The 26,740-nt window shown below is 65.4% G+C and carries 22 protein-coding genes; 17 read left to right on the plus strand and 5 right to left on the minus strand.

Annotated elements, in window-relative coordinates:
* The first annotated feature begins 73 nt into the window (after positions 1 to 73).
* A complete protein-coding gene (gene recG / locus ABID37_RS03710; RefSeq protein WP_354192718.1) occupies positions 74 to 2,182 on the plus strand; it encodes an ATP-dependent DNA helicase RecG in 2,109 nt (702 codons plus the stop codon).
* Here recG and ABID37_RS03715 read toward each other — a convergent pair.
* From ABID37_RS03715 to ABID37_RS03735, 5 genes are all read right to left on the minus strand, one after another.
* Positions 2,134 to 2,880 carry a DUF502 domain-containing protein gene (locus ABID37_RS03715; RefSeq protein ID WP_354192719.1) on the minus strand — a complete coding sequence of 249 codons (747 nt, stop codon included), beginning with the start codon at positions 2,878 to 2,880 and terminating at the stop codon, positions 2,134 to 2,136. The two genes, recG and ABID37_RS03715, sit on opposite strands and share 49 nt — an antisense overlap.
* 119 nt (positions 2,881 to 2,999) lie before the next feature.
* On the minus strand, positions 3,000 to 4,826 hold the full coding sequence (glmS, locus tag ABID37_RS03720) for a glutamine--fructose-6-phosphate transaminase (isomerizing) (protein ID WP_354192720.1): 1,827 nt from the start codon (positions 4,824 to 4,826) through the stop codon (positions 3,000 to 3,002).
* A gap of 107 nt (positions 4,827 to 4,933) precedes the next feature.
* Positions 4,934 to 6,286, minus strand: coding sequence for a bifunctional UDP-N-acetylglucosamine diphosphorylase/glucosamine-1-phosphate N-acetyltransferase GlmU (gene glmU / locus ABID37_RS03725; protein WP_354192722.1), 1,353 nt, complete (start codon positions 6,284 to 6,286; stop codon positions 4,934 to 4,936).
* 96 nt (positions 6,287 to 6,382) lie between these two features.
* Positions 6,383 to 7,129, minus strand: a complete 747-nt coding sequence (locus tag ABID37_RS03730; protein ID WP_354192723.1) for a cytochrome c biogenesis CcdA family protein — start codon at positions 7,127 to 7,129, stop codon at positions 6,383 to 6,385.
* Positions 7,130 to 7,560: 431 nt separating this feature from the next.
* Positions 7,561 to 7,770 carry a hypothetical protein gene (locus ABID37_RS03735; RefSeq protein WP_354192724.1) on the minus strand — a complete coding sequence of 70 codons (210 nt, stop codon included), beginning with the start codon at positions 7,768 to 7,770 and terminating at the stop codon, positions 7,561 to 7,563.
* Between the two features lie 281 nt (positions 7,771 to 8,051).
* On the opposite strand from ABID37_RS03735, the gene topA reads away from it, so the two are divergent.
* The 16 genes from topA (at position 8,052) to purF (ending at position 26,709) form a co-directional block, all read left to right on the plus strand.
* Positions 8,052 to 10,688 (plus strand): type I DNA topoisomerase, encoded by a 2,637-nt coding sequence (topA, locus tag ABID37_RS03740; protein ID WP_354192725.1) that lies wholly within the window; start codon positions 8,052 to 8,054, stop codon positions 10,686 to 10,688.
* 4 nt (positions 10,689 to 10,692) lie between these two features.
* On the plus strand, positions 10,693 to 12,993 hold the full coding sequence (gene rnr / locus ABID37_RS03745) for a ribonuclease R (protein ID WP_354192726.1): 2,301 nt from the start codon (positions 10,693 to 10,695) through the stop codon (positions 12,991 to 12,993).
* A gap of 1 nt (position 12,994) precedes the next feature.
* Entirely contained in the window at positions 12,995 to 13,444 is a 450-nt protein-coding gene (locus ABID37_RS03750) for a DUF983 domain-containing protein (protein WP_354192727.1), read from the plus strand.
* An 89-nt stretch (positions 13,445 to 13,533) separates the two neighbouring features.
* Positions 13,534 to 14,274 (plus strand): NUDIX hydrolase, encoded by a 741-nt coding sequence (locus ABID37_RS03755; RefSeq protein WP_354192728.1) that lies wholly within the window; start codon positions 13,534 to 13,536, stop codon positions 14,272 to 14,274.
* Positions 14,275 to 14,356: 82 nt separating this feature from the next.
* Complete coding sequence (locus ABID37_RS03760; RefSeq protein ID WP_354193048.1) at positions 14,357 to 15,538, plus strand: MFS transporter; 1,182 nt, start codon at positions 14,357 to 14,359, stop codon at positions 15,536 to 15,538.
* A complete protein-coding gene (locus ABID37_RS03765) occupies positions 15,535 to 16,149 on the plus strand; it encodes a nucleotidyltransferase domain-containing protein (RefSeq protein WP_354192730.1) in 615 nt (204 codons plus the stop codon). The genes ABID37_RS03760 and ABID37_RS03765 overlap by 4 nt, the downstream gene beginning before the upstream one ends.
* A 278-nt stretch (positions 16,150 to 16,427) precedes the next feature.
* Entirely contained in the window at positions 16,428 to 16,880 is a 453-nt protein-coding gene (gene rpsF / locus ABID37_RS03770; RefSeq protein WP_354192731.1) for a 30S ribosomal protein S6, read from the plus strand.
* 3 nt (positions 16,881 to 16,883) lie between these two features.
* Positions 16,884 to 17,132: a 30S ribosomal protein S18 gene (gene rpsR, locus ABID37_RS03775; RefSeq protein WP_035025637.1), complete on the plus strand. Its 249-nt coding sequence runs from the start codon at positions 16,884 to 16,886 to the stop codon at positions 17,130 to 17,132.
* Positions 17,133 to 17,405: 273 nt separating this feature from the next.
* The gene (gene rplI, locus ABID37_RS03780) at positions 17,406 to 17,990 is read left to right on the plus strand and encodes a 50S ribosomal protein L9 (RefSeq protein ID WP_354192732.1); all 585 of its coding nucleotides are present in this window, start codon (positions 17,406 to 17,408) and stop codon (positions 17,988 to 17,990) included.
* Positions 17,991 to 18,217: 227 nt separating this feature from the next.
* Positions 18,218 to 19,528 carry a cyclopropane fatty acid synthase gene (locus ABID37_RS03785; protein ID WP_354192734.1) on the plus strand — a complete coding sequence of 437 codons (1,311 nt, stop codon included), beginning with the start codon at positions 18,218 to 18,220 and terminating at the stop codon, positions 19,526 to 19,528.
* Between the two features lie 309 nt (positions 19,529 to 19,837).
* On the plus strand, positions 19,838 to 20,161 hold the full coding sequence (locus ABID37_RS03790; protein WP_354192735.1) for a YnfA family protein: 324 nt from the start codon (positions 19,838 to 19,840) through the stop codon (positions 20,159 to 20,161).
* Between the two features lie 2 nt (positions 20,162 to 20,163).
* Entirely contained in the window at positions 20,164 to 21,129 is a 966-nt protein-coding gene (locus tag ABID37_RS03795; RefSeq protein WP_354192736.1) for a small ribosomal subunit Rsm22 family protein, read from the plus strand.
* A gap of 219 nt (positions 21,130 to 21,348) precedes the next feature.
* On the plus strand, positions 21,349 to 22,839 hold the full coding sequence (locus ABID37_RS03800) for a replicative DNA helicase (RefSeq protein WP_354192738.1): 1,491 nt from the start codon (positions 21,349 to 21,351) through the stop codon (positions 22,837 to 22,839).
* Between the two features lie 228 nt (positions 22,840 to 23,067).
* Entirely contained in the window at positions 23,068 to 24,486 is a 1,419-nt protein-coding gene (gene radA / locus ABID37_RS03805) for a DNA repair protein RadA (RefSeq protein WP_354192739.1), read from the plus strand.
* 27 nt (positions 24,487 to 24,513) lie between these two features.
* Entirely contained in the window at positions 24,514 to 25,137 is a 624-nt protein-coding gene (locus tag ABID37_RS03810) for a CvpA family protein (RefSeq protein ID WP_354192740.1), read from the plus strand.
* A gap of 87 nt (positions 25,138 to 25,224) precedes the next feature.
* Positions 25,225 to 26,709, plus strand: a complete 1,485-nt coding sequence (gene purF / locus ABID37_RS03815) for an amidophosphoribosyltransferase (protein WP_354192742.1) — start codon at positions 25,225 to 25,227, stop codon at positions 26,707 to 26,709.
* Positions 26,710 to 26,740 lie beyond the last annotated feature (31 nt).

Genomic DNA, 26,740 nt, shown 5'->3' on the forward strand with positions numbered 1-26,740 from the left:
TCGCCGCGCATATAGCGTGGATAGAGGGCGGTGTCAGCCTTGCAACAGCCGGCGCAGCACCTAATCTGCCGCCATGCGTCCTTCCCTGCTCGATCCTCTGTTTGCGCCAATCACCTCGCTGGCCGGGGTCGGTCCCAAGGTGGCGGCGCTGATCGAGCGCGTGCTGCCGGTCGATCTCGGCGACCGCGAGGCGCGCGCCGCCGATCTCCTGTTCGTGCTGCCGAATTCCGTGATCGACCGGCGCAGCCGGCCGGGCATCGCCAATGCGGCTCCCGGCGCCATCGTCACGCTCGACCTCACCATCGACCGTCACCAGCCCCCGCCGCGCGGCAACCGTTCGGTGCCCTATCGCATCTTCGCCCATGACGACACCGACGACATCACGCTGACCTTTTTCCACGCCCACGCCGCCTATCTGGAAAAGCAGCTTCCAGAAGGCGCGCAGGTGGTCGTCTCCGGCCGCATGGAGTGGTTCAACGGCCGGCCCTCGATGGTGCATCCGGACCATATCGCGCTGGCCGAGGAGGCGGCAAACCTGCCACTGGTAGAACCGGTCTATCCGCTCACCGCCGGCCTGTCGGGCAAGGTGCTGCGCCGCGCCATCGGGCAGGCGCTGGCGCGCGTGCCGGAACTGCCGGAATGGCAGGACGCCGCCTTCATGCGCCGCCAGTCCTTCCCCGCATTCAACGCCGCGCTGGAGCGCATCCACAACCCCGAAACGCCGATGGACGCAGCGCCGGACAGCGCCGCATGGCGCCGGCTCGCCTATGACGAGTTTCTTGCCGGGCAGGTTTCGCTGGCGCTGGTGCGGGCTCGTGTGCGCCGGCTGTCCGGCCGGCCACTGACGGGTGACGGCCGGCTTGTCGAAGCGTTGCGCGCCGCCCTTCCCTATGCGCTGACCGGCTCGCAGGAAACGGCGCTCGCCGAAATCCATGCCGACCTCGCCGAACCGGAGCGCATGCTGCGCCTCCTGCAAGGCGACGTGGGCTCGGGCAAGACGGTAGTGGCGCTGCTTGCCATGGCGCGGGCGGTCGAAGCCGGCGGACAGGCGGCGCTGATGGCGCCGACCGAAATCCTTGCCCGCCAGCATTTTGCCACCATCGCACCGCTGGCCGCACGCGTGGGGCTCAAGGCCGCGGTGCTCACTGGCCGCGAAAAGGGGCGCGAACGCAGGGAGGTATTGGAAGGGCTTGCCGACGGGTCGATCCATATCGTCATCGGCACGCACGCGCTGTTTCAGGAGAGCGTGGCCTTCCGCAACCTCGTGCTGGCGGTGGTCGACGAGCAGCACCGCTTCGGCGTGCACCAGCGGCTGGCGATGACCGCCAAGGGCGACGCGCCCGACATGCTGGTGATGACCGCAACCCCCATTCCCCGCACGCTGGTGCTGACCGCCTTCGGCGACATGGACGTTTCGCGGCTCACCGAAAAACCGGCCGGCCGCCAGCCGATCCGCACCGTGACCCTGCCGCTGGAACGCTTGCCGGAACTGGTCGGGCGCATTCGCGACGCGGTGGCGGAAGGCCAGAAAGTGTACTGGATCTGCCCGCTGGTCGAGGAATCCGAAGAGGTCAAGCTGATGTCGGCGGAAGACCGTTTCGCTTCGCTGCAGCCCGTGTTCGGCGACCGGATCGGCCTCGTCCACGGCCGCATGAAGGGCGCCGAAAAGGACGAGGCCATGCGCGCCTTCAAGGACGGCGAGACGCGGGTTCTGATCGCCACCACGGTGATCGAGGTGGGCGTCGACGTGCCGGATGCCACCATCATCGTCATCGAGCATGCCGAGCGCTTCGGCCTTGCCCAGCTTCATCAGTTGCGCGGGCGGGTGGGGCGCGGCTCCAAGCCCTCCTCCTGCGTGCTGCTCTACAAGGACCCGCTGGGCGAGACGGCCAAGCGCAGGCTTTCGGTGATGCGCGAGACGGAGGACGGCTTCCTGATCGCCGAGGAGGATTTGAAACTGCGTGGCGAGGGCGAACTGCTCGGCACCCGCCAGTCCGGCACGCCGGGCTTCCAGATTGCCCGCATCGACACCCATGCCGACCTGCTGGAAGCCGCGCGTGACGACGCAAGGCTGATACTGGCCACCGATCCGGACCTGCAAGGCGCCCGCGGCGAGGCGCTGCGGCTCCTGCTCTACTTGTTCGGCAAGGACGAGGCCGTGCGCTTGCTGCGCGCCGGCTGAAGCTCTTCCAGTTTCGGGTTGGAGATGGTGACGGCCTCCGCATCCGGGCCGCGCCTGTGCTTCACCTTGGGCGCCACGAGGCCGGCCGAGACGATGAGGCGCGCGCCCTCCTCAATGCTCATGTCGAGCAGGACGATCTCGGACTTGCGCACATACATCAGGAAGCCGGTGGTCGGGTTGGGCGTGCAGGGCATGAAGACGCCGATCAGCGGGTCGCCGCCCCGGTCCAGCTTCTGGTTGATCTCGGTCTCCTTCTCGCCCGCGAGGAAGACCAGCGACCACACGTCCTTGCGCGGATACTCGACCATGCCGACCTGCTTGAACATGTCGCCCTTGTTGGACAGCACGGTCTCGAAGATCTGCTTGAGCGAGCGGTAGATGCCCCGCACCAGCGGCATGCGGCCGAGCAGGCGCTCGCTGAAATTGACGATGGCCCGACCGACGATATTGGCCGTGAGGAAGCCGATCAGCGTGATGAGCACCAGCGCCACGATGAGGCCGAATCCCGGAACCGCGAAGGGCAGATAGGTGTCGGGGCTGTAGCGGATCGGAATATAGGGCTTCACCCAGGAATCGACCCAGCCCACGAACGACCATGTCAGGTAGGCGGTGATCGCCAGCGGCGCACAGACGATGAATCCGGTCAGGAAATAGTTCCTGAGCCGTGTCATTGCCGAGGTCTTGATGATGTCCGACATGCTCGCCCGCTTCGTTGCGCCGCAACATTAAGCGAGTGGCCGGCGCTTTGGAACACCGAAGTTGCCAGCTTGCACCGCCGCTGTCGTCTTCCATGTCGCGACGACAGAAACCGGAAGCCCTACTCCACCGTCACCGACTTGGCCAAGTTGCGCGGCTGGTCGACGTCGGTGCCCATGAACACCGCCGTGTAGTAGGCCAGAAGCTGGATCGGCAGCGCGTAGACGATGGGCGAGATGATTTCCGGCACGTCCGGCAGGATGATGGTGTCCATCGTCTCGACCGTGGCGTTGGCCGCGCCCTTCTCGTCGGTGATCAGGATGATCCTGCCGCCGCGCGCTGCCACTTCCTGCATGTTGGAGACGGTCTTTTCGAAGATGCGGTCGTGCGGGGCGATGACGATCACCGGCATGGTCTCGTCGATCAGCGCGATCGGGCCGTGCTTCAGCTCGCCCGCCGCATAGCCTTCGGCGTGGATGTAGGAGATTTCCTTGAGCTTCAGCGCCCCTTCCATGGCCAGCGGATAGTTGGTGTCGCGGCCGAGATAGAGCACGTGCTTGTAGTGCGACAGCTCGCGCGCCAGCTTCTCGATCTGGCGTTCCACCTTCTGAAGAACCTGGTTGGTGTAGCGCGGCGTTTCCGAAAGGGCACGCACCAGCGCCTTCTCCTCCTCGGCGGAAACCGTGCCGCGCGCCGAGGCGGCACGCACGGCCAGCGACGCCAGAACCGAAAGCTGGCAGGTGAAGGCCTTGGTGGAGGCGACGCCGATTTCCGGGCCCGCCAGTGTCGGCAGCACCACGTCCGACTCGCGGGCAATGGTCGATTCGCGCACATTGACGACCGCGCCGATGGTCATGCCGGCCTTGCGGCAATAGCGCAGCGAAGCCAGCGTGTCGGCCGTCTCGCCCGACTGCGAGATGAACAGCGCGGCGTCTCGCGGCGACAGCGGCATCTCGCGATAGCGGAATTCGGAAGCGATATCGATGTCCACCGGCAGGCGGGCATAGCGCTCGAACCAGTATTTACCGATCAGGCCGGCAAGATAGGCCGTGCCGCAAGCCGAGATGGCGAGGCGGTCGATGGCGGCGAAATCGAACGGCATGTCGAGCTTCTTGGTCGCGCCGCCGGCGAAGTCGAGATAGTGGGCGAGCGTGTGCGAGATGACCTCCGGCTGCTCATGGATCTCCTTCTCCATGAAGTGGCGGTGGTTGCCCTTGTCGACCAGATAGGAGGTGCCGAGCGACTGCTGGCGGCGACGCTCGACCGCATTGCCGTCGATGTCGAAGATCGACACGCCGCCATGGCGCACCACGGCCCAGTCGCCGTCCTCCAGATAGGTGATGGAGTTGGTGAAGGGGGCCAGCGCAATGGCGTCGGAGCCGAGGAACATCTCGCCCTCGCCATGGCCGACGGCCAGCGGCGGGCCGTTGCGGGCGCCGACGATCAGGCCCTCCTCATCCTTGAACATGACCGCCAGCGCAAAGGCGCCCTGCAGGCGCTTCAGCGCGGCATGGGCGGCCTCGATGGGCGCGGCGCCACGCGCCAGTTCGCGCGCGACCAGATGGGCAACCACTTCGGTGTCGGTCTGCGAGGTGAATTCATAGCCGTCGGCGGCAAGTTCGTCGCGCAGCTCGGCGAAATTCTCGATGATGCCGTTGTGGACCACGGCCACGCCGCCGGAGAAATGCGGATGGGCGTTGGTTTCGTTCGGCACGCCATGGGTGGCCCAGCGGGTGTGGCCGATGCCGATGGTGCCCGACAGCGGCTCGTGCTTCAGGCGGCTTTCCAGGTTGACCAGCTTGCCCTCGGCACGGCGACGGGCCAGCTTGCCATCCTCGATGGTGGCGACGCCGGCCGAATCATAGCCGCGATATTCCAGCCGCTTCAGCGCGTCGACGATGAGCGGCGCGACCGGCGTCCGGCCCACGATTGCCACGATTCCACACATGCCTGCCTTACCCTTGTCCTGGACGATCCCAGCCGCTGCCTAGATAGAGCGACCGCAAACCGAAAATCAAATTGCGTTTCGCCGCGTAGCACGCCGTCGGTCAACCCCTACTTCTTGCCGGCGGCGTCGGCTCGCAATGCCCGCAGCGCGCGTGCCCTTTCCGGCAGCGTCTTCTGGCGAGCCCGGCCGAAGGCCAGCGCATCGTCCGGCACGTTTTCGGTGATGACCGAGCCGGAGGCGACATAGGCGCCGTTGCCGATGGAGATCGGCGCGACCAGCGCCGAGTTGGACCCGATGAAGGCGCCCTCGCCGATTTCGGTGAGGAATTTCGAGTAGCCGTCATAGTTGCAGGTGATGGTGCCGGCACCGATATTGGCTCCGGCGCCGATATGAGCGTCGCCGATATAGGTCAGGTGATTGACCTTGGCGCCCTTCTCCACCACCGCCTTCTTCACCTCGCAGAAATTGCCGACCTTGGCCTTCTCCTTGAGGTCCGTGCCCGGCCGCAGCCGGGCGAAGGGGCCGACCTCCGCACCGCAAGCCACTTTCGCGCCTTCCAGATGGCTGAAGGCGCGGATGGTCGCGCCGGAAGCCACATGGACGCCTGGCCCGAACCAGACGTTGGGCTCGACCAGCGCATCGGCCTCGATCAAGGTGTCATGGGAGAAGAACACGGTGTCGGGCGCAATCAGCGTCACGCCGGCCATCATGAAATCGCGGCGGCGGCGCTTCTGCCAGATGGCCTCGGCTTCGGCCAGTTCGGCGCGGTTGTTGATGCCCAGCGCGTTCTCGAAGCTCGCCTCGGTGGCGACGACATCGAGCCCCTTCCTGCCGGCAATCTCGACGATGTCGGTAAGGTAGTATTCGCCCTTGGCATTGGCGTTGCCGACGGCCTCCAGCAGTTCCAGCGCATACTTGCCGGAAATCGCCATCAGGCCGCTGTTACAGAAGGTGATGCGGCGCTCCTCCTCGCTGGCATCCTTGTCCTCGCGAATGGCGACCAGCCGGCCGTCCCTTTCGATGAGGCGGCCATAGCCGGTGGGATTGTCGGTGCGGAAGCCGAGCACGACGACCGCAGCCCCTTCCGCCAGCCGGATGCGGGCCATGGTCAGCGCATCGGCATCGATCAAAGGGGTGTCGCCGAACATGACGAGCACGTCGTCATGGCCGCGCTCGATGGCCGGGCGCGCGGCCAGCACCGCATGGGCGGTGCCGAGGCGTTCCTTCTGTTCAAAGATTTCGGCCTCCGGCGCAAAGCCCTCGGCGGCGGCGCGCAGCTTTTCGCCGCCATGGCCGACCACCAGCGCCAGATCGCCGGCGCCGGCTCCCTGGGCGGCGCGCGCGACATGGGCCACCAGCGGCAGGCCGGCAATTTTGTGGAGCACTTTGGGCAGGGCGCTTTTCATCCGCGTGCCTTCGCCGGCAGCAAGGATGATCGAAAGACAGGTTCGCTGGCTCATCAAGGATATAACCACATGCTGGGTTGCAAAGGACGAGGCTATGTAGCACCGCCCTCTTGCTGAACCAATGCGGTTAAATTCAGGTATGGGCAGGAATTATCCCAGTCGCCCGAGGACCGGGAACGTCTCCAGCAGCCAGAACGCCACGGTCTGGACGCCGCCGGTGAGGAAGAAGACGCCGGCGATGACGAGCAGCCCTCCGATCACCTTTTCCACCCGGCCGAGATGCACCCGGAAACGGCCGAGAAAGCGCATGAAGGCGCCCGAAAACAGCGCCGCGATCAGGAACGGAATGCCGAGGCCGAGCGAATAGGCCCCCAGAAGCAGAGCCCCCTCGCCCACGGTCTCGCGCCCGCCGGCAAGGGTGAGGATCGGCCCCAGCACCGGGCCGATGCATGGCGTCCAGCCGAAGGCGAAGGCCAGCCCCATGACGTATGCGGCGACTGCGCTGGCCGGCTTGCCCTGGCTCTGGAAGCGCGCCTCGCGCGACAAGAGCGGGATGCGGATCAGGCCGAGGAAGTTCAGGCCCATGATGATGATGAGGATGCCGGCGGCGAAGGCCAGCGGCTCCTGCCAGACCCGGAGCAGGCGGCCGATGGTGGAAGCGCCCGCGCCGAGCGCCACGAACACGGTGGAGAAGCCCAGCACGAAGGCAAGCGACGCCGCCACCAGAGGCGCCCGCGCGCCAGTCTTGGCGGTGGCAGCGGCCTCGCCGCGAAAATCGTCGACCGACACGCCTGCCATGTAGCAGAGATAAGGCGGCACCAGCGGCAGCACGCAGGGCGACAGGAACGACAGTGCCCCTGCCCCGACCGCGCTTACATATCCGATGTCCAGTGCCATGCCTGCTTCCCTGTCCGGTGCCGCGCCTATAGCCCCCAAGGGGCAGGCCCACCAATCACCATTTCGTGGCTGGCCGCCTTGGCCGGCCGGGGACAGTCTACACACGCACGGACAAAGAAGGGTGCGACCCGATTTCGCAGGCCTAGAGCATTTCAGGTTATGCCGGAATAGCCGCTCACCCTTAACCTCTCCCCGCAAGCGGGGAGAGGGAGAACATCGGCGTTGCGGCCATATTCCTTCTCCCCGTTCACGGGAAGAAGGTCCCGACAGGGGGATGAGGGGCGATTCAGCCCGAACCTGAACGACGCTATCCTTCCGGACTTCGTTTCGGCCGATTCCGAATTCAGGATCGATTTGCCTTAAGGCCCTTCGAGAGGGCCGGCTTGCGATTCCAGCGACCTCGCCGCGTCACCCCGCGATAAGGGGGCCAGTCAGCCGTGCCGGAGATCCTTGTGCTTGGGCTGATGCGAGGTTGCCGGGCGATCACCGCGAATTATGTCGCTGACCTCCACATAGGCCATTTCGATGAGGTAGGTGAGCATGTCGCACCGCTCCGCCTCCGCCATGGCGCGCAACTGGCCGAGCATGGACTGAAGATAATCAAGGGTTTCGGTTCGACGCTTGTTGTATGTATGGCGCATCGACATTCATCCTCCCCCAGCGAGCGAGTAAATCCACAGCGCTCGCTTGCCTGCGGATTCATCGAAAATCCTGCCAGGTTGCCGAGAACCATTCTAAGCCAACTCTATTATAAAGTGCAACATTGATTTTCAATCATCTCTAGGTTGCATGAAGCCGAGGCCGCCTGTTCGCGCTGCCTCTTGACCCGGCGCGAAAGCACGGCCATTTGACGGTACCTGAAGATTTTTCGTCGCGGCCGAGAAACACCTCTCCCGCCGCAGACCCAGCATACACGGTAAATATGGACGTCGTCGTCGTCGAATCGCCTGCCAAGGCGAAGACAATCAACAAATACCTGGGGCGCAACTACAAGGTTCTGGCCTCGTTCGGCCATGTCCGCGACCTGCCGGCCAAGGACGGCTCGGTGCGTCCCGACGAGGACTTCGCCATGTCGTGGTCGGTCGACGGCGCTTCCGCCAAGCGCCTCGCCGACATCGCCAACGCCGTGAAGGACGCCGACGGGCTGATCCTCGCAACCGACCCGGATCGCGAGGGCGAAGCCATTTCCTGGCACGTGCTGGAGGTTCTGCGCGCCAAGCGGGCGCTGAAGGACAAGCCGGTCAGCCGCGTCGTCTTCAACGCCATCACCAAGCAATCGGTGCTGGACGCGATGGCCAATCCGCGCCAGATCGACGCACCGCTGGTCGACGCCTATCTGGCGCGCCGCGCGCTCGACTATCTGGTCGGCTTCACGCTGTCGCCGGTGCTGTGGCGCAAGCTGCCGGGCGCCCGCTCGGCGGGGCGCGTGCAATCGGTGGCGCTGCGCCTCGTCTGCGATCGCGAGGCCGAGATCGAGCGCTTCGTGCGCGAGGAATACTGGAACATCGCCGCCCTCCTCGGCACCCCGCGCAAGGACAGCTTCGAAGCGCGGCTGACCGCCTATGAGGGCAAGAAGCTCCAGAAGCTCGACATCAAGAACAAGGAACAGGCCGACGGCATCAGGGCGATGCTGGAAGGGGCGAGCTTCCGCGCGCTTTCGGTGGAAGCCAAGCCGACCAGGCGCAATCCGGCTCCCCCCTTCACCACCTCGACCTTGCAGCAGGCCGCCTCCTCGCGGCTCGGCTTCTCGGCCAACCGCACCATGCAGGTCGCCCAGCGCCTCTATGAGGGCATGGACATAGGCGGCGAGACGGCCGGCCTCATCACCTATATGCGAACCGACGGCGTGCAGATGGCGCCGGAAGCGATCTCGGCCGCCCGCGCCGCCATCGGCAAGGAATTCGGCGACAAGTACCTGCCGGAGAAGCCGCGCTACTACACCACCAAGGCCAAGAACGCGCAGGAAGCCCACGAGGCGATCCGCCCGACCGACTTCTTCCGCACGCCGGCCTCGGTGCGGCAATATCTGGATGCGGACCAGGCACGTCTCTACGAGCTGGTCTGGAAGCGCGCCATCGCCAGCCAGATGAACGCCGCCGAGATCGAGCGCACCACGGTGGAGATCGAGGCAGTGAACGGGGCAAGGACGGCCGGCCTGCGCGCGGTGGGTTCCGTCATCCGCTTCGACGGCTTCATCGCCGCCTATACGGACCAGAAGGAGGAAGACTCCGAGGACGAGGACAACCGCCGCCTGCCCGAAATCCGCGAGGGCGAGCAGCTTGCGCGCGAAGCCATCCAGGCCACGCAGCACACGACCGAGCCGCCGCCGCGCTATTCGGAAGCCTCGCTGATCAAGAAGCTGGAAGAACTCGGCATCGGCCGTCCCTCGACCTATGCGGCGACGCTGAAGACGCTGGAAGACCGCGAATATGTCGCCATCGACAAGCGCCGGCTGATCCCGCAGGCCAAGGGCCGGCTGGTGACGGCCTTCCTCGAAAGCTTCTTCGAGAAATATGTCGAATACGACTTCACCGCCTCGCTGGAAGAGAAGCTGGACGAGATTTCAGACGGCAAGCTCGCCTGGAAGGATGTGCTGCGTGACTTCTGGAAGGATTTTTCCGCCTCGGTCGACGACATCAAGGAGTTGCGCGTTTCCGACGTGCTCGATGCGCTGAACGAGGAACTGGCACCGCTGGTGTTCCCGGCCCGCGAGGACGGTTCCGATCCGCGTGCCTGCCCCAAATGCGGCAGCGGCCAGTTGTCGCTCAAGCTGGGCAAATACGGCGCCTTCGTCGGCTGCTCGAACTATCCCGAATGCGGCTATACGCGCCAGCTCGGCGAGAACGGCAATGGCGAGGCGGACGCCGGCGGCCTCGAGAACGGCACCAGGGTGCTGGGCAAGGACCCGTATACGGAAGAGGAAATCACCCTGCGCACCGGGCGCTTCGGCCCTTATGTGCAGCGCGGCGACGGCAAGGAGGCCAAGCGCTCCAGCCTGCCGAAGGGCTGGTCGGCGGCGTCCGTCGACCACAAAAAGGCGCTGGCGCTGCTGGCGCTGCCCCGCGATGTCGGCAAGCATCCCGAAACGGGCAAGATGATCTCCGCCGGGCTCGGCCGCTACGGGCCGTTCGTGCTGCATGACGGCACCTATGCCAATGTGGAATCCATCGAGGACGTGTTCTCCATCGGCCTCAACCGCGCCGTGACGGTGCTGGCGGAAAAACAGTCCAAGGGCCGTGGCGCACGGGGCGGCGGCACGCCGGCCGCGCTCAAGGAACTGGGCGATCATCCAGACGGCGGCGGCAAGGTCACGGTGCGCGACGGGCGCTACGGGCCCTATGTCAATTTCGGCAAGGTCAACGCCACCCTGCCCAAGGGCAAGGATCCCCAGTCGGTCACGATGGAAGAGGCGCTGGCCCTGATCGCCGAACGGGAAGCGAAGGGCGGCGGCGCCAAGAAGCCGGCTCGCAAGGCGGCGGCGAAGAAAACCACCACGGCAAAGAAAACCGCTGGCACGAAGAAAACCCCGGCGAAGAAAACCGCCGCAAAGAAGGAATAGGCCCTTGGCGCGCGGGATCTCCGGACGGCACCACGGCGATCCCCGCGCTGGCAATACGAGGCGCGGGGCGAAAGACCAGTATCGGCCCTCGCGCGACGAAATCCTGCGCTACATCGCCGAAAACCCGGATCGCTCCGGCAAGCGCGAGATCGCCAGGGCCTTTGCGCTGCGCGGCGAAGATCGCGCCTGGCTGAAGGACATGCTGCGCGACCTGCAGGACGAGGGCCTGCTGGAAAAGAAGCGCAAGAGATTGCAGCGCCCCGGCAACCTGCCGACCATCGCCGTTCTCGACATATTCGGCCGTGACGACGATGGCGGGCTGCTGGCCCGCCCGGCCGAACAGGGCGACAACGGCACGCCGCCGACCGTGGTCATCCGCGCGCCGCGCGGCGGCCCCGTGCCCGGCATCGGCGACCGTGTGTTGGCCAAGACCTTCGCCACCGGCAATGACGAGGGTCCGGCCTATACGGCTCGCGTGATCAAGATATTCGAGAAGCGCTCGCAGGCGGTGCTCGGCATCTTCCGCACGCTCTCCGACGGCACCTTCCGCATCGAGCCGGTCGAGCGGCGCCAGCCGGAACTGATCGTCGACAAGGAATTCCGCAACGGCGCCAACAATGGCGACCTGGTCGAGGTCGAGCCGTCGCGCACGCCGCGCTACGGCCTGCCCAAGGCCAAGGTGATCACGGTTCTCGGCTCGCCGCTCAACGAGAAGGCGATCTCCATGATCGCCATCCACGCCCACGACATCCCCCACATCTTCCCGCCGGAGGTGCTGGCCGAGACGCAGGCGCTCAAGCCGGTTACCCTGGAAGGGCGCGAGGACTGGCGCGACCTGCCGCTGATCACCATCGATCCGGCCGACGCCAAGGACCATGACGACGCCGTCTATGCCGAACCGGATACGGACGAGAAGAATCCCGGCGGCATGATCGTCACGGTCGCCATCGCCGACGTCGCTTCCTATGTGCGGCCGGGCACGGCGCTCGACCGCGAGGCGCTGAAGCGCGGCAATTCGGTCTATTTCCCGGACCGGGTGGTGCCGATGCTGCCGGAACGCATCTCCAACGACCTGTGCTCGCTGCGCGAAGGCGAGGACCGGCCGGCCATGGCGGTGCGCATGACGTTCTCGGTCGAGGGCCGCAAGATCCGCCACGCCTTCCACCGGGTGATGATGAAATCCGCGGCGAAGCTGGCCTATCCCCAGGCGCAGGCAGCCATCGACGGCATGCCGGACGAGAAGACCGCGCCGCTGCTCGACACGGTGTTGAAGCCGCTGTGGCAAGCCTATGCCGTGCTGAAGCGCGGCCGCGACTCGCGCCAGCCGCTGGAACTCGACCTGCCGGAACGCAAGATCCTGCTCAAGGACGACGGCACCGTCGACCGCGTCATCGTGCCGGACCGCCTCGACGCCCACAAGCTGATCGAGGAGTTCATGATCCAGGCCAATGTGGCCGCCGCCGAGACGTTGGAAGGCAGGAAACAGCCGCTGATCTACCGGCTCCACGACGGCCCGACGCTCGCCAAGCAGGAGACGCTGCGCGAATTCCTGCACAGCATCGGCCTGTCGCTGGCGCGCGGCGCGCAGATGCGGCCCTCGCAATTCAACGGCATATTGGCGCAGGTGCGCGACACCGACAGCGAAGCGCTCGTCAACGAAGTGGTTCTGCGCACCCAGAGCCAGGCCGAGTACGGGCCGGACAACATCGGCCATTTCGGCCTCAACCTGAAACGTTATGCGCATTTCACCTCGCCGATCCGGCGCTATGCCGACCTTACCGTGCACCGCGCCCTGATCGCGGCGCTCGGGCTGGGGCCGGGCGGCCTGACCCGCGACGAGGAGTCGCGGCTGGCCGAAACGGCGGCGCTCATCTCCACCGCCGAGCGGCGTGCCATGGCGGCGGAACGCGAAACCGTGGACCGGCTGATTGCTGCGCATCTGGCGGAACATATCGGCGACAGTTTCCAGGCCCGCATATCCGGTGTGGTGAAGGCGGGACTTTTTGTCCAATTGCCGCAATACGGCGCAGATGGTTTCATCCCGGTGTCATCCTTGGGTGGCGATTACTATATATATGACGAAACGGCACGATCGCTGTTTGGAGAACGAAGCGGGAAAGGCTACCAGCTCGCGGACAGCGTCGAGGTCCGTCTCGTCGAAGTGGCCCCGATGGCCGGTGCCATGCGCTTCGAAATGCTGAGCGAGCCCAAACCCCTGCCCGGTTCCACGCGGTCGTATCACAAGGCGAAAGGCCGCAACCGCGCCTTGAAGAATCGACCAGGCCCGCGTGGCAGGAGACGATGACATGACCACAGGCACCACCGAGCAACACGTATTCGGCGGCGAGCAGCAGGCGCGCCGGCCCGCCCGGCCCCTGGGCGAGGCGATCAAGCGCGGCCTGCTTGGGCGCTGCCCGAACTGTGGCGAGGGCAAGCTGTTCCGTGCCTATGTGAAATCCGTCGATGCCTGCTCCGTCTGCGGCGAGAAACTGAACCATCACCGCGCCGACGATCTGCCCGCCTATCTCGACATCGTGGTGGTGGGCCATATCGTCATCGCCGGCTTCATGGCGGTGGAAATGCGCTATGTGTGGCCGATGTGGCTCCACTTCGCCGTCTGGGTCCCCCTGACCCTCATTCTGGCCCTCATCATGCTCCAGCCGATCAAGGGCGCGGTGATCGGGCTGCAATGGGCGCTCTACATGCACGGTTTCGGCGGCGAACCCGACCATTTCGAACCGCATCCGGAGCTGTAACTCAAGCATCGCCGGAACCGCCGGTGGCGCAATGCCAAATCCGAAAACGGCCCTTCCGTCATGCGCGGCTTTCGGCTAGGTCGGTTGCCATGCAAGGGATGACCAAAGCAGAAGTCGACAAGGTCGAAGGCGCCGAGATGGAAACGAAGGCGCCGCCGCTGCGCCCCCGCGACGCGGCGACGCTTCTTCTGCTCGATCGGCAGGGCGACGAATTCCGGGTCCTTATGGGCCGGCGCCATTCCAGCCACGTGTTCATGCCGGGGAAATTCGTCTTTCCCGGCGGCCGTACCGACCCCAGCGACGGCCGCATCCCGGTGGCCGACGGCCTGCTGCCCGAGGAAGAGGCCAAGCTCACCTTGCGGGCCAGCCGCGCGACGCCGACCCGTGCCCGGGCCATCGCGCTGTCGGCGATCCGCGAGACTTATGAGGAAGCCGGCCTGCTGATCGGAAACAGGGGCGCCTTCGCCACCTCGAGGCCGGATTGGCAGGGCTTTGCCGAAAACGGCGTCATGCCCTCGCTCCGGGGCCTGCGCTTCGTGGCCCGCGCCATTACGCCGCCCGGCCGGGTGCGGCGCTTCGACACCCGCTTCCTGGCCGCGTGGCGCGACGACGTCGCCGTGGAACTGCCGCAGGGCGGGCCGACCAACGAACTGGAGGAACTGGTCTGGCTGCCGCTCGAAGAAGCCCGGCAGGCCGATGTGCCGGCCATCACGCGCACCATTTTGGGGGAGGTGCAGGAGCGTCTGGCCGACGATCCGGGGCTGCATCCCGGCGGGCCCGTGCCCTTCTATCGCATGCTCAACCACCGCTTCGTGCGCGATCTCCTCTGACCGGACCTACTGCGTTGCCACTCAACCGTTTCCTTCCGTCGACCATCCGCCGGACATTCACGTCATGCCGGACAACCGCACGATGACCGCAGAGGCGGAGGCCCGCGACGACGGGCACGTGCAATGGCTGCCGATGATCGCGGCAATCGCGGCGATCAGTGTCGTCGGCATCGCCATCGGGCTCGGCATGCCGCTGCTTTCCATAATCCTGGAAACCCGGGGCCATTCCGCGTCGATGATCGGCCTCAACACGGCCATCGCCGGCATCGCTTCCATCGTCGCCGCGCCGCTGGCCACGCCGCTCGCCACCCGCTTCGGCGTGGCATTGACGATGCTCGCCATGATCGCGATCGGGGCCCTGGCCTTTGTCGGCTTCTACTTCGCGCCGTTCTTCTGGATGTGGTTTCCGTTGCGCGCCCTGCTGCATCTGTCGCTGACGGTGTTGTTCATCCTGTCGGAGTTCTGGATCAGCACCTCGGCGCCGCCGCATCGGCGGGGCCTGGTTCTGGGCATCTACGCCACCGTGCTGTCGCTCGGGTTCGCGGCCGGCCCCTGGCTGTTCTCCAAGCTTGGAAGCGGCGGCTTTCTGCCATTCGGCACCACCGTCGCCCTGGTCGCACTCGCGGCCATCCCGATCATCGCCGCGCGCCGCGAAAGTCCGCCGATCCATGTCGACGGAGAAACCAAAACCGGCTTCCTGCGCTACATCTGGCTGGTGCCGACGGCAACCGCGGCGGTTCTGGTGTTCGGCGCGGTGGAGACGGGCGGCTTCGCGCTGTTTCCGGTCTACGGCAACCGCATCGGCTATTCGGAAGCCGACGCCGCCCTGCTGCTCACCATGATCGGCCTCGGCAACGTGCTCATGCAGATTCCGATCGGCATGATCAGCGACAAGGTTTCGGACCGCCGCTACCTGCTGCTGCTGTGCGCCAGCGTCGGCCTCGTCGGCACCGCCTTCATGCCGCTGTTCGCCCAGAACTGGCACCTGATGGCCGGCCTCCTGTTCCTGTGGGGCGGCGTGGTGGCGGCCCTCTACACCGTCGGCCTTGCCCATCTCGGCTCGCAACTGTCCGGCCATGAGCTGGCCTCGGCCAATGCCGCCTTCGTGCTGTGCTACGGCATCGGCATGGTGCTCGGCCCCCAGGCCATCGGCATCGGCATGGACCTGTTCGGCCCGCCCGGTTTCGGCTGGTCGCTGGCCCTGTTCTTCGGCGCCTATATGACGCTCGCCATCGGGCGCATGCTGCTGCGATCGCGCAGGTGACGAAGACCTTCACACTGCCGGCTGACGACGCATGGCGGCCATGGCATCCATTTGAACTCGGCCGGCATCTGCAAGATGTGCAGGAACCCTGGTGCATAGTCGGCGGTTGGGCGCTCGACCTGTGGCATGGCCGGCAAACGCGCGATCACGACGATATCGAGTTCTCCATCCTGCGCGGCGACGTGAATATCTTTCGCGACGCCCTCTCCCCTTTGCAGTTCTGCACGGCCGGGAGCGGAATGGTCGAGCACCTGCCGCCACATCAGCAACCACAGCCGCAGATCTTCCAGATATGGTGTCTGGACGCCGTCGAACGCTGCTGGCGCGCCGACATGATGCTCGAGCCGGGCGACGCTGAACTATGGGTGTACAGGCGTGACGAGCGTATCCGCCGTCCCCGTCGGGACGTCGTTGCGACCACGACGGACGGCCTGCACTATCTGAAGCCGGAAGTCGTCCTGTTGTTCAAGGCAAAGCATATGCGGGCGAAGGACGAGGCAGACTTTGCAAGCGCCCTGCCCCGGATGGAGACTTCCGAGCGGATATGGCTGAAGCAATGCCTCGACCTCGTTCATCCCGGCCATCCTTGGGCCGGAGCCCTGTCGTGCTGAATGGAGAAGGCAGCGCCCCCAATGATGGCCGTCGGGGGTTGCGTTCCGGCCGTTTTCCTATATAGACGCCCCCAATCTGCCGGTCCCGATTGGGGGCTGAACGGAGGGCCGTGGGCTTTTTGCAAGCCTTCGACAGGAAGCCTGAAGTGCTTCTGCCTCCCGTGTCTCCGCTCTCGACCGTCTCGTCCATGCTCCTTTCTTCCCCGTTTCCGGGTCAAGAGAAGTTGCAGAGGCTCTAGCCGTCGGGAACCGGGAGAGAAACGAAGAAAGGCAAGACAATGGCTCTTTACGAACATGTGTTTCTTGCCCGGCAGGATCTGTCGCAGCAGCAGGTCGATGAGCTCGTTGAACGTTTCAAGGGCATCATCTCCGAAGGCGGCGGCTCGGTTGGCCGGGTCGAGAACTGGGGACTGAAGTCCCTCACCTACCGGATCAAGAAGAACCGGAAGGCTTACTACACGCTGATGGACCTCACCTGCCCGCCCGCGGCTCTCAACGAGCTGGAGCGCCAGATGGGCCTGTCGGAAGACATCCTGCGCTTCATGACCATCAAGGTCGAGCAGCACGAGGAAGGCGCGTCGGCCATGATGCAGAAGCGCGAGGAGCGCTCCGAGCGTGGCAATTTCGGCGACCGTCCGCGCTTCGGCGACCGTGATCGTGGCGATCGCGGCGGCGACCGCGACCGTGGTGATCGGGGCCCGCGCCGTCCGCGCGAAGGCGAAGGAGAGTAATCGATGGTCGATATCAACCAGATCCCGACCCGGCGTCCGTTCCATCGCCGCCGCAAGACCTGCCCGTTCTCCGGCGCCAACGCCCCGAAGATCGACTACAAGGACGTGCGTCTGCTGCAGCGCTACATTTCCGAGCGCGGCAAGATCGTGCCTTCGCGCATCACCGCCGTCAGCCAGAAGAAGCAGCGTGAGCTCGCCAAGGCGATCAAGCGCGCCCGCTTCCTCGGCCTGCTGCCCTATCTGGTGCGCTAAAAATTTCCGGAGCGGGCGGCTTGCCGTCCGCTCCGCCCAGCCGTGACGGGCACGGTTGAGGCCACATGCAAATCCCGGGTTGGGGCCGCCTCGTCGTCCCCTAACTGCCTCGGACAGGCAGGACAGCGAACAGGGCGCACCGCGCCATCGACCTTTCCTGACTGTCCCTTTCGAATCGGCCCCATGGCCGACTGTTTGTTTTAGCCGCATTTATGCGACACCAAATGTTTCCATTTGGCTGCAAAATGCTCAAGGGTCTGAAAGGACAAGAACATGGAAGTCATCCTTCTCGAACGCATCGCGCGCCTCGGCCAGATGGGCGACACCGTCAAGGTCAAGGACGGTTTCGCGCGCAATTTCCTGCTGCCGAAGGGCAAGGCCCTGCGCGCCAACGAGGGCAACAAGAAGAAGTTCGAAGCCCAGCGCGCCCAGCTCGAGGCCCGCAACTTGGAGCGCAAGTCCGAAGCCCAGGCGATCGCCGAGAAGCTCGACGGCACCAGCTTCATCGTCGTGCGCTCCGCCGGCGAGACCGGCCAGCTCTACGGTTCGGTGTCGACCCGCGACATCGCCGACTTCCTGGCGGCCGAAGGCTTCAACGTCGCCCGCAACCAGGTCGAGCTGAACCACCCGATCAAGACCATCGGCCTCACCAACATCGCCATCGCGCTGCACCCGGAAGTCGAGGTCACCATCACCCTCAACATCGCTCGTTCGACCGACGAGGCCGAGCGTCAGGCCCGCGGCGAGACGCTGACCACCGCCGAGGCGATCTATGGCGAGGACATCAACGAGAACGCCCGTCCGGACAATTTCTTCGATCCGAACGCCGAGATCGAGGAAGGCGAGGAAGAGGCGTAAGCCTCGGCCTCAGCCTTTTCTGGACCAAGAACCCGGGCCTTGCCCGGGTTTTTTTATGCCAGATGAGAACTTTTCAAACCGGCCGCAATTTTGCAAGATTGCACTCCAGTGCTGTCTTGGACCGTTTCACCGTTCCACGGAAGCGATGAAGCCGTCCAACTCTTTGGCAAAGGACAATCCCGGATTCGCCCTCCCGGCATCCGGAATTGCGCAGGAAGAGGCTGGCGATGAACATTCTGCTGCAACGGATAATCGACAAGGTCGTCCACACCGGGAACCTGACGGTGACCGGTCCGGGCGGCGCGACACGAACCTTTGGCGACGGCACCGGCGACAAGGTGCATATCGTCATCCACACCAGACGGGCCGAACGCGCCATCGCATTGCATCCGTCGCTGGCGATTCCCGAGGCCTTCATGGAACAGGAACTCGACTTCGTCGAAGGCGACGTGCTGAGCTTCCTCTATCTCGTCTATCGCAATGTCGGCATAACCTGGACCGATTCGAACTGGGGCAAGCTGCTCAACACCGCGCGCCTCGCCTTCCGGCCCCTGCAGCAGCTCAACACCCACCGCCGGTCGAAGCGGAATGTCGAGCATCACTACGATCTGTCGGGCGAGCTCTACAAGCTCTTCCTCGACGACGACATGCAGTATTCCTGCGCCTATTTCGAACGGCCGGACATGTCGCTCGACGAGGCGCAACTGGCCAAGAAGCGGCACATCGCCGCCAAGCTGCGCATCAAGCCGGGCCAGACCGTGCTCGACATCGGCTGCGGCTGGGGCGGCCTTGGCCTCTATATCGCCAAGACCTTCGAGGCCGACGTGCTCGGCGTCACCCTCTCCAGCGAGCAGCATCAGGTGGCCACCGAGCGCGCGCAGGCCGAAGGGCTCGACAGTCACGTCCATTTCGAGATCCGCGATTATCGCGACCTGTCGGAGCGCTTCGACCGCATCGTGTCGGTCGGCATGTTCGAGCATGTCGGCATCACCCAGTACCAGACATTCTTCGACAAATGCGCCACGCTCCTGAAGCCGGACGGCGTGATGCTTTTGCACACGATCGGCCGCACCGCGCCGCCGACCACCACCAACGCCTTCATCCGCAAGCATATTTTCCCCGGCGGCTACATACCCGCCCTGTCGGAGATCATGCCGGCCATCGAGAAATCCGGGCTCGCAATCACCGATGTCGAGATCCTGCGGCTGCACTATGCCGAGACGCTCAAGCACTGGCGCGAGCGCTTCCTCGCCAACCGCGACAAGGTCAAGGCGATCTATGACGAGCGCTTCTGCCGCATGTGGGAGTTCTACCTGTCGGGCTCGGAGGCCTCGTTCCGCTGGCAGGACCTGGTGAATTTCCAGATCCAGCTCACCCGCAAGAACGACGCGCTGCCGATCACCCGCGACTACATCTCTAAATGCGAGAAGGCGCTGGAAATGCACGAAAGGGCGCATGGCAAGGAGATCGCGGCCGACAAGCCGGCGCAGAAGAAAGCTGCTCCGTCACGCAACAGGAAGATCACCGGGAAGTCGTAAGGCACCTCCGCACCGTTCGCTTCTTGGCATGGGACGGTGGCCTTTCCGGGCCCGTGAACAGGTCACGGCATGGATTCCCGACACTTTGCGCTCCCTGCGGTCGCTTCAAGGTGGGGAATGACGGATGCGCTTATACTTTTCCGTCATTCCCAGCCTTGCAATGAGCGAAGCGAATGGAGAGTGTCGGGAATCCATGCCGGAGCATGGGCAAATCTCTCGACGGTTCCAGACTGCGCCATCGGCAGATCGGACTTGCCAACCTTCCTGCAGACGGTGAATAAGGCTGCGCCCCGCCAGCAGGAACCGGATATGGCCTATGTGATCTACGCCGCTGCCGCGCTTGCCGAGATTGCCGGTTGCTTCGCCTTCTGGGCCTGGTGGCGGCTCGGCAAATCGGTGCTGTGGCTGGCGCCGGGCGTGGTCTCGCTCATCCTGTTCGCCTGGCTTCTGGCGCAGGTGGACAGCGCCGCGGCCGGGCGCACCTATGCGGCCTATGGCGGCATCTATATCGCGGCATCGCTGGGCTGGCTGTGGCTCGCCGAAGGCCTGCGGCCCGACAAGTGGGACATCACGGGCGCGCTCATCTGCCTTGCCGGCGCCTCGCTCATCCTGCTCGGCCCGCGCGGGGCCTGACGGTGCAACTGCCCCCGCCCCTGCGAACGGCCGTCGATGCGCTGCTGGAGCAGACGCCTGTTTCCGCCCTGAAACAGGCCGCACGCACGCTTTCCGACCGCTACCGGGCGGAAGTGCGCGACGGGCGCCTGCATATGAGCGAAGAGCTTGCGGTGAAAGCCTATCTCGCCACCCGCCTGCCGGCCACCTATACGGCCGTACGCGCCAGCCTCGAGGCGCTGGCCGAGGCGAGGCCGGACTGGTCGCCCCGAACCCTGCTCGACGTGGGAGCCGGCCCGGGCACCGTCCTGTGGGCGGCGGCCGATGCGTGGCCCGAGCTTGCGGAAGCCACCCTCGTGGAAGCCAGCGAGCCGGCGCGCCGTGCCGGACAGCATCTGGCCGCGCAGCTTTCCCTGCCAAGCCACTGGAAAGACGGCGACGCGACCCGGGACCTTGCCGGCCTTGCGCCGGCCGATCTCGTCACCTGCGCGTATGTGCTGGACGAACTGGAGCCGGCAGCGCTTTCCGCGCTGGTCGATCGACTATGGGCATTGGCCGCCGATACGCTCCTCTTCGTCGAGCCCGGCACGCCGGCCGGCTGGCGGCGCATCCTTGCCTGCCGCGCCCGACTGATCGAAGCCGGCGCGCATGTGATGGCGCCCTGCCCCCATGCCGCGCCCTGCCCGCTCGTCGAGCCGGACTGGTGCCATTTCTCGCGCCGTGTCGCCCGCTCGCGTCTGCATCGTCTCGCCAAGGACGCCGATGTGCCGTGGGAGGACGAGAAATTCGCCTATCTTGCCGTTTCGCGTCACCCGGTTCCCCAGTCCGCCATGCGCGTACTTGCCCCGCCAAGGGCCGGGTCCGGCAAGGTCGAGCTGAAGCTGTGCCGGCCCGATGGCAGCGCCGGCACGCGGCTGTTCACCAAGCGCGACGGCGAGGTTTTCAAGCAAGCGAAACGCGCCGGCTGGGGCGATCCGCTGTCCCAATAGTCGCCGATGTTCTTGATATGTTCGATGGCTGGTGCTAGAGTTCGGCCTTCGTTTTCGAGTCAACCCGGTCCTGCCAGAAATCGACCGCCTGCCGGCATCCTTCTGTGGATGGAGCGCATTGGCTGTGGATCATGGGCGTAGGAGGTAGATTGTCGGAGATGGGGCGACTCAGGCAACCCTTCGTCTGCTAACCACAGGCTCCTGAAATCCGAGGGAATCATGGCAGAGGCAGCACGCAAACTGGCGACGGCGGAAACGCCGCTCTACCGCGAGGCACCGAACAACATCGAGGCCGAGCAGGCGCTGCTGGGCGCCATGCTCGTCAACAACGATTCCTTCTACCGGGTCTCCGACTTCCTCAAGGCCAACCATTTCTACGAGCCCCTGCACCGCAAGATCTTCGAGGTCGCGGCGGAACTCATCCGCATGGGCAAGATGGCCAACCCGGTGACGATGAAGACCTTCCTGCCCGCCGACGAGAAGGTGGGCGACATGACGGTCGTTCAGTACCTCGCCCGGCTGGCGGCGGAGGCGGTCACCGTCATCAATGCCGCCGACTATGGCCGCGCCATCTACGACCTCGCCACGCGCCGGGCGCTGATCACGGTCGGCGAGGACATGGTCAACATCGCCTATGACGCGCCCGTCGACATGTCGCCGGCCGAGCAGATCGAGGACGCCGAGCGGCGGCTGTTCGAGCTGGCCGAGACCGGCCGCTACGACGGCGGCTTCGAGAGCTTCTCCGACGCCATCAAGACCGCCGTCGACATGGCCAACGCCGCCTATATGCGCGACGGCGGCCTTTCCGGCATCGCCACCGGGCTGCGCGACCTCGACAAGCGCATGGGCGGCCTGCAGGCATCGGACCTGATCGTGCTGGCGGGGCGTCCCGGCATGGGCAAGACCTCGCTCGCCACCAACATCGCCTTCAACATCGCCGAGGCCTACCAGCCGGCCCAGCAGGCGGACGGCTCGTTCAAGGCCGCAAACGGCGGCGTGGTCGGCTTCTTCTCGCTCGAAATGTCGTCCGAGCAGCTCGCCACCCGTATCATTTCCGAGCAGACGGAAATCTCCTCCTCCAAGATCCGGCGTGGCGAGATTTCGGAGATGGACTTCGAGAAGCTGGTGGCCTGCTCGCAGACCATGCAGAAGATACCGCTGTTCATCGACCAGACCGGCGGCATCTCCATCGCCCAGCTCGCGGCGCGCGCACGGCGGCTGAAGCGCCAGCGCGGCCTCGACGTCATCGTCATCGACTATATCCAGCTCATGCAGGGCTCTTCCGCCAAGGCCAGCCAGGGCCGCGTGCAGGAGGTGACCGAGATCACCACCGGCCTCAAGGCGCTGGCCAAGGAACTCGGCGTGCCGATCATCGCGCTGTCCCAGCTCTCGCGTCAGGTGGAAAGCCGCGACGACAAGCGCCCGCAGCTTTCGGACCTGCGCGAATCGGGCTCCATCGAGCAGGACGCCGACGTGGTGCTGTTCGTCTATCGCGAGGAATATTACCTCAAGAACAAGGAGCCCAAGCTCGGCACCGAGGACCACATCAAGTGGGAAAACGAGATGAACGAGGCGCGCGGCAAGGCCGAGGTGATCGTCGCCAAGCAGCGCCACGGACCCACGGGCACGGTGCAGCTCGGCTTCCAGGGCGAGTTCACGCGCTTCTTCGACCTGGCCGAGGACAGCCACCTGCCGGAAAGGTTCGAGTAAGGCTTTTGCTTTTCCCGCAAACTACCCCTCTCTGGCCTGCCGGCCATCTCCCCCACAAGCGGGGAGAGACGCTGTCGCCATGGCTTTCGCCAATCTCCATGGCTGCGAAGGAGAGCGGGAGGCTGAAGCTGCCGGTCTCCCCCCTTGTGGGGGAGATGGCCGGCAAGCCAGAGAGGGGTATGCTGGCGCGGCACTTCCGCACCTCCCCATCATCTCCCGCGTGCCGCCATGGCTAAAGCGCCGCGCACCCAGTTCATCTGCCAGAATTGCGGCGCCGTGCATCAGCGCTGGGCCGGCAAATGCGATTCCTGCGGCGAGTGGAACACGCTGATCGAGGAAGGCACGGCCGGCGGCATCGGCGCCGGCCCCGCATCGCTGCGCAGCGTGCGCAAGGGCCGCGCCGTCGCGCTCACCTCGCTGGACGGCGACATCGAGGACGCGCCGCGCATCATCTCCGGCATCGGCGAACTCGACCGCGCCACCGGCGGCGGATTCGTTCGCGGTTCCGCCCTGCTGGTCGGCGGCGATCCCGGCATCGGCAAGTCCACGCTGCTGACGCAGGCCGCCGCCGCGCTTGCGAAACAGGGCCACCGCATCGTCTACGTCTCGGGCGAAGAGGCGGTGGCGCAGATCAGGCTGCGCGCGCAGCGGCTGGGCGTGGCGCATACGCCCGTCGAACTCGCCGCCGAAACAAATGTCGAGGACATCCTCGCCACCATCGCCGACGGCAAGCGGCCGGACCTCGTCATCCTCGATTCGATCCAGACATTGTGGACGGACCTTGCCGATTCCGCGCCCGGCACGGTCACGCAGGTGCGCGCCTCGGCCCAGGCGCTGATCCGCTATGCCAAATCCACGGGCGCAGCCGTGGTCATGGTCGGCCACGTCACCAAGGAAGGCCAGATCGCCGGCCCGCGCGTGGTCGAGCACATGGTCGACGGCGTGCTCTATTTCGAGGGCGAAGGCGGCCACCATTACCGCATATTGCGCACGGTGAAGAACCGATTCGGACCGACCGACGAGATCGGCGTTTTCGAGATGTCCGACAAGGGTTTGCGCGAGGTTGCGAACCCCTCCGAACTGTTCCTCGGCGAACGCCACGCTAAGTCGCCGGGTGCTGCCGTGTTCGCCGGCATGGAAGGCACGCGGCCGGTTCTGGTCGAGATACAGGCGCTCGTCGCCCCCTCCCCGCTCGGTACGCCGCGCCGCGCCGTGGTCGGCTGGGACAATGCCCGTCTTTCGATGGTTCTGGCCGTTCTGGAGGCGCATTGCGGCGTCCGCTTTTCACAGCATGACGTCTATCTCAACGTCGCCGGCGGCTATCGCATTTCGGAGCCGGCGGCCGACCTTGCCGTCGCAGCCGCCCTGGTTTCCTCCCTTACCGGTCTTGCCCTGCCGGCCGATTGCGTCTATTTCGGCGAAATCAGCCTTTCGGGCGCCATCAGGCCGGTTGCGCATGCGCAGCAGCGCCTGAAGGAGGCCGAAAAGCTGGGGTTTGCGAGAGCGGTTCTGCCGCTGGCAGGGTCCAGAGGTGGTGAGGAAGTTTCCGGCGGGATGGGGGCCGGGTCTTTCCGGCCCGCCGAGCTTGCCGACCTTGTGGCACGCATAGCCGGCTCGCGCCGCAGCCGTGCCCCGGACGACGAATGATGCGGCTCATGAAGTGGGGCGAAGACCATGCCGATTACGCTGCTTGACGGAATCCTCGTCGGCTTCACCCTCGTATCCGCGATGCTCGCCATGGTGCGCGGCTTCTCGCGCGAGGTGCTGTCCATCGCCTCCTGGGCTGCCTCGGCGGCAGCGGCCTATTTCTTCTACAAGCCGGTCCTGCCCTATGTGCAGCCCTATATCGAGAACGAAAAGATCGCCATGGCGGCGGCGGCGGCCATCGTGTTCGTCATCGCGCTGATCGTGGTCACGGTCATCACCATGAAGATCGCGGATTTCATCATCGATTCCCGCATCGGCGCGCTCGATCGCACGCTGGGCTTCCTTTACGGCGCGGCCCGCGGCATCCTCGTGGTGGCCGTCGGCCTGCTGTTCTTCAACTGGCTGGCCGGGGATCGGGCACCGGCATGGGTGGCCGACGCCAAGTCGCGGCCGCTGCTGGAATCGGTCGGCGCAAAGCTCGAAAGCTTGCTGCCCGAAGACCCGGAGAACGCCATATTGAAGCGCCTCAACCGCGACGGCCAGGTGCCCGAAGGGGGGGCCGGAGCGCCGCCCGCACCGGAAGCGCCCGTTGCGCCGGAAGCCGGCCAGGACGACGGCGCAGGCGCGCCGCCCGCCGAAGACGCCAACTAACCATGTGATCCGGAAACTGCGACGAACTTCTGCGTTGCCCCGGACCGGCCGAGGTTCTATATACCGGCTTTAGCGGAGCTTGAGCTTATGGCGAATGAACTTGGCGCGCTCGCGGCTGAAGCCGACGATAAGTTGCATGAAGAATGCGGCGTGTTCGGCATTCTCGGCCATGAGGACGCCGCCGCGCTGACCGCGCTCGGCTTGCACGCCCTCCAGCATCGCGGACAGGAAGCGGCGGGCATCGTTTCCTACCACGACCGGCGCTTTCACTCCGAGCGGCATATGGGCCTCGTCGGCGACCATTTCACCGACGCCGCCACGCTGCACCGGCTGCCCGGCAACCGCGCCATCGGCCATGTGCGCTATTCCACCACGGGCGAGACGATCCTGCGCAACGTGCAGCCGCTGTTCGCGGAACTGGAAGTGGGTGGCATCGCCATCGCCCACAACGGCAATTTCACCAACGGCATCACGCTGCGCAAACAGTTGATCGCCTCGGGCGCCATCTTTCAGGCGACTTCCGACACCGAAGTCGTGCTGCACATGATCGCGCGTTCGCGCCACTCCTCCTCCTCCGACCGCTTCGTGGACGCCATCCGGCAGGTCGAAGGCGGCTACGCCATGCTGGCCCTGACGCGCACCAAGCTCATTGCCGCGCGCGATCCGATCGGCATCCGCCCGCTGGTGATGGGCGAACTCGACGGAAAGCCGATCTTCTGCTCGGAGACCTGCGCGCTCGACATCATCGGCGCGAAATATATCCGCGACGTGGAAAACGGCGAAATCGTCATCTGCGAGATCCAGAAGGACGGTTCCATCACCACCCAGGCGATCAAGCCGGAAAAGCCCCAGCCCGAGCGGCTGTGCCTGTTCGAATATGTCTATTTCGCGCGGCCGGATTCGGTGGTCGGCGGCCGCAGCGTCTATGTGGCGCGCAAGAACATGGGCATGAACCTGGCCGGGGAAGCGCCGGTCGAAGCCGACGTGGTGGTGCCGGTTCCGGACGGCGGCACGCCGGCGGCGCTCGGCTTCGCGCAGGCGAGCGGCATTCCTTTCGAATACGGCATCATCCGCAACCATTATGTCGGCCGTACCTTCATCGAGCCGACGCAGCAGATTCGCGCGCTCGGCGTGAAGCTGAAACATTCGGCCAACCGGGCGATGATCGAGGGCAAGCGTGTGGTGCTGGTGGACGATTCCATCGTGCGCGGCACGACCTCGGTCAAGATCGTGCAGATGATCCGCGACGCCGGCGCGACGGAAGTGCATCTGCGCGTGGCAAGCCCGATGATCTACCACCCGGATTTCTACGGCATCGACACGCCGCACGCCGACAAGCTGCTCGCCAACCAGCATAAGGACCTCGACTCCATGTGCCGCTATATCGGCGCGGATTCGCTGGCGTTCATTTCCATCGATGGACTTTACAAGGCGGTCGGCGGCGAGCCTCGCGACCCGCAAGCTCCCGCTTTCACCGATCATTATTTCACGGGCGAGTACCCGACCCGCCTCGTCGATCAGGATGGCGAGAGCAATGTGCATACGCTGTCGCTGCTGGCCAGCAACGGCTGACCGCTTGCGGACATTTCGGGGCGGACATTTC

This window comes from Aquamicrobium terrae (assembly GCF_040545735.1).
Taxonomy (GTDB): Bacteria; Pseudomonadota; Alphaproteobacteria; order Rhizobiales; family Rhizobiaceae; genus Mesorhizobium; species Mesorhizobium terrae_A.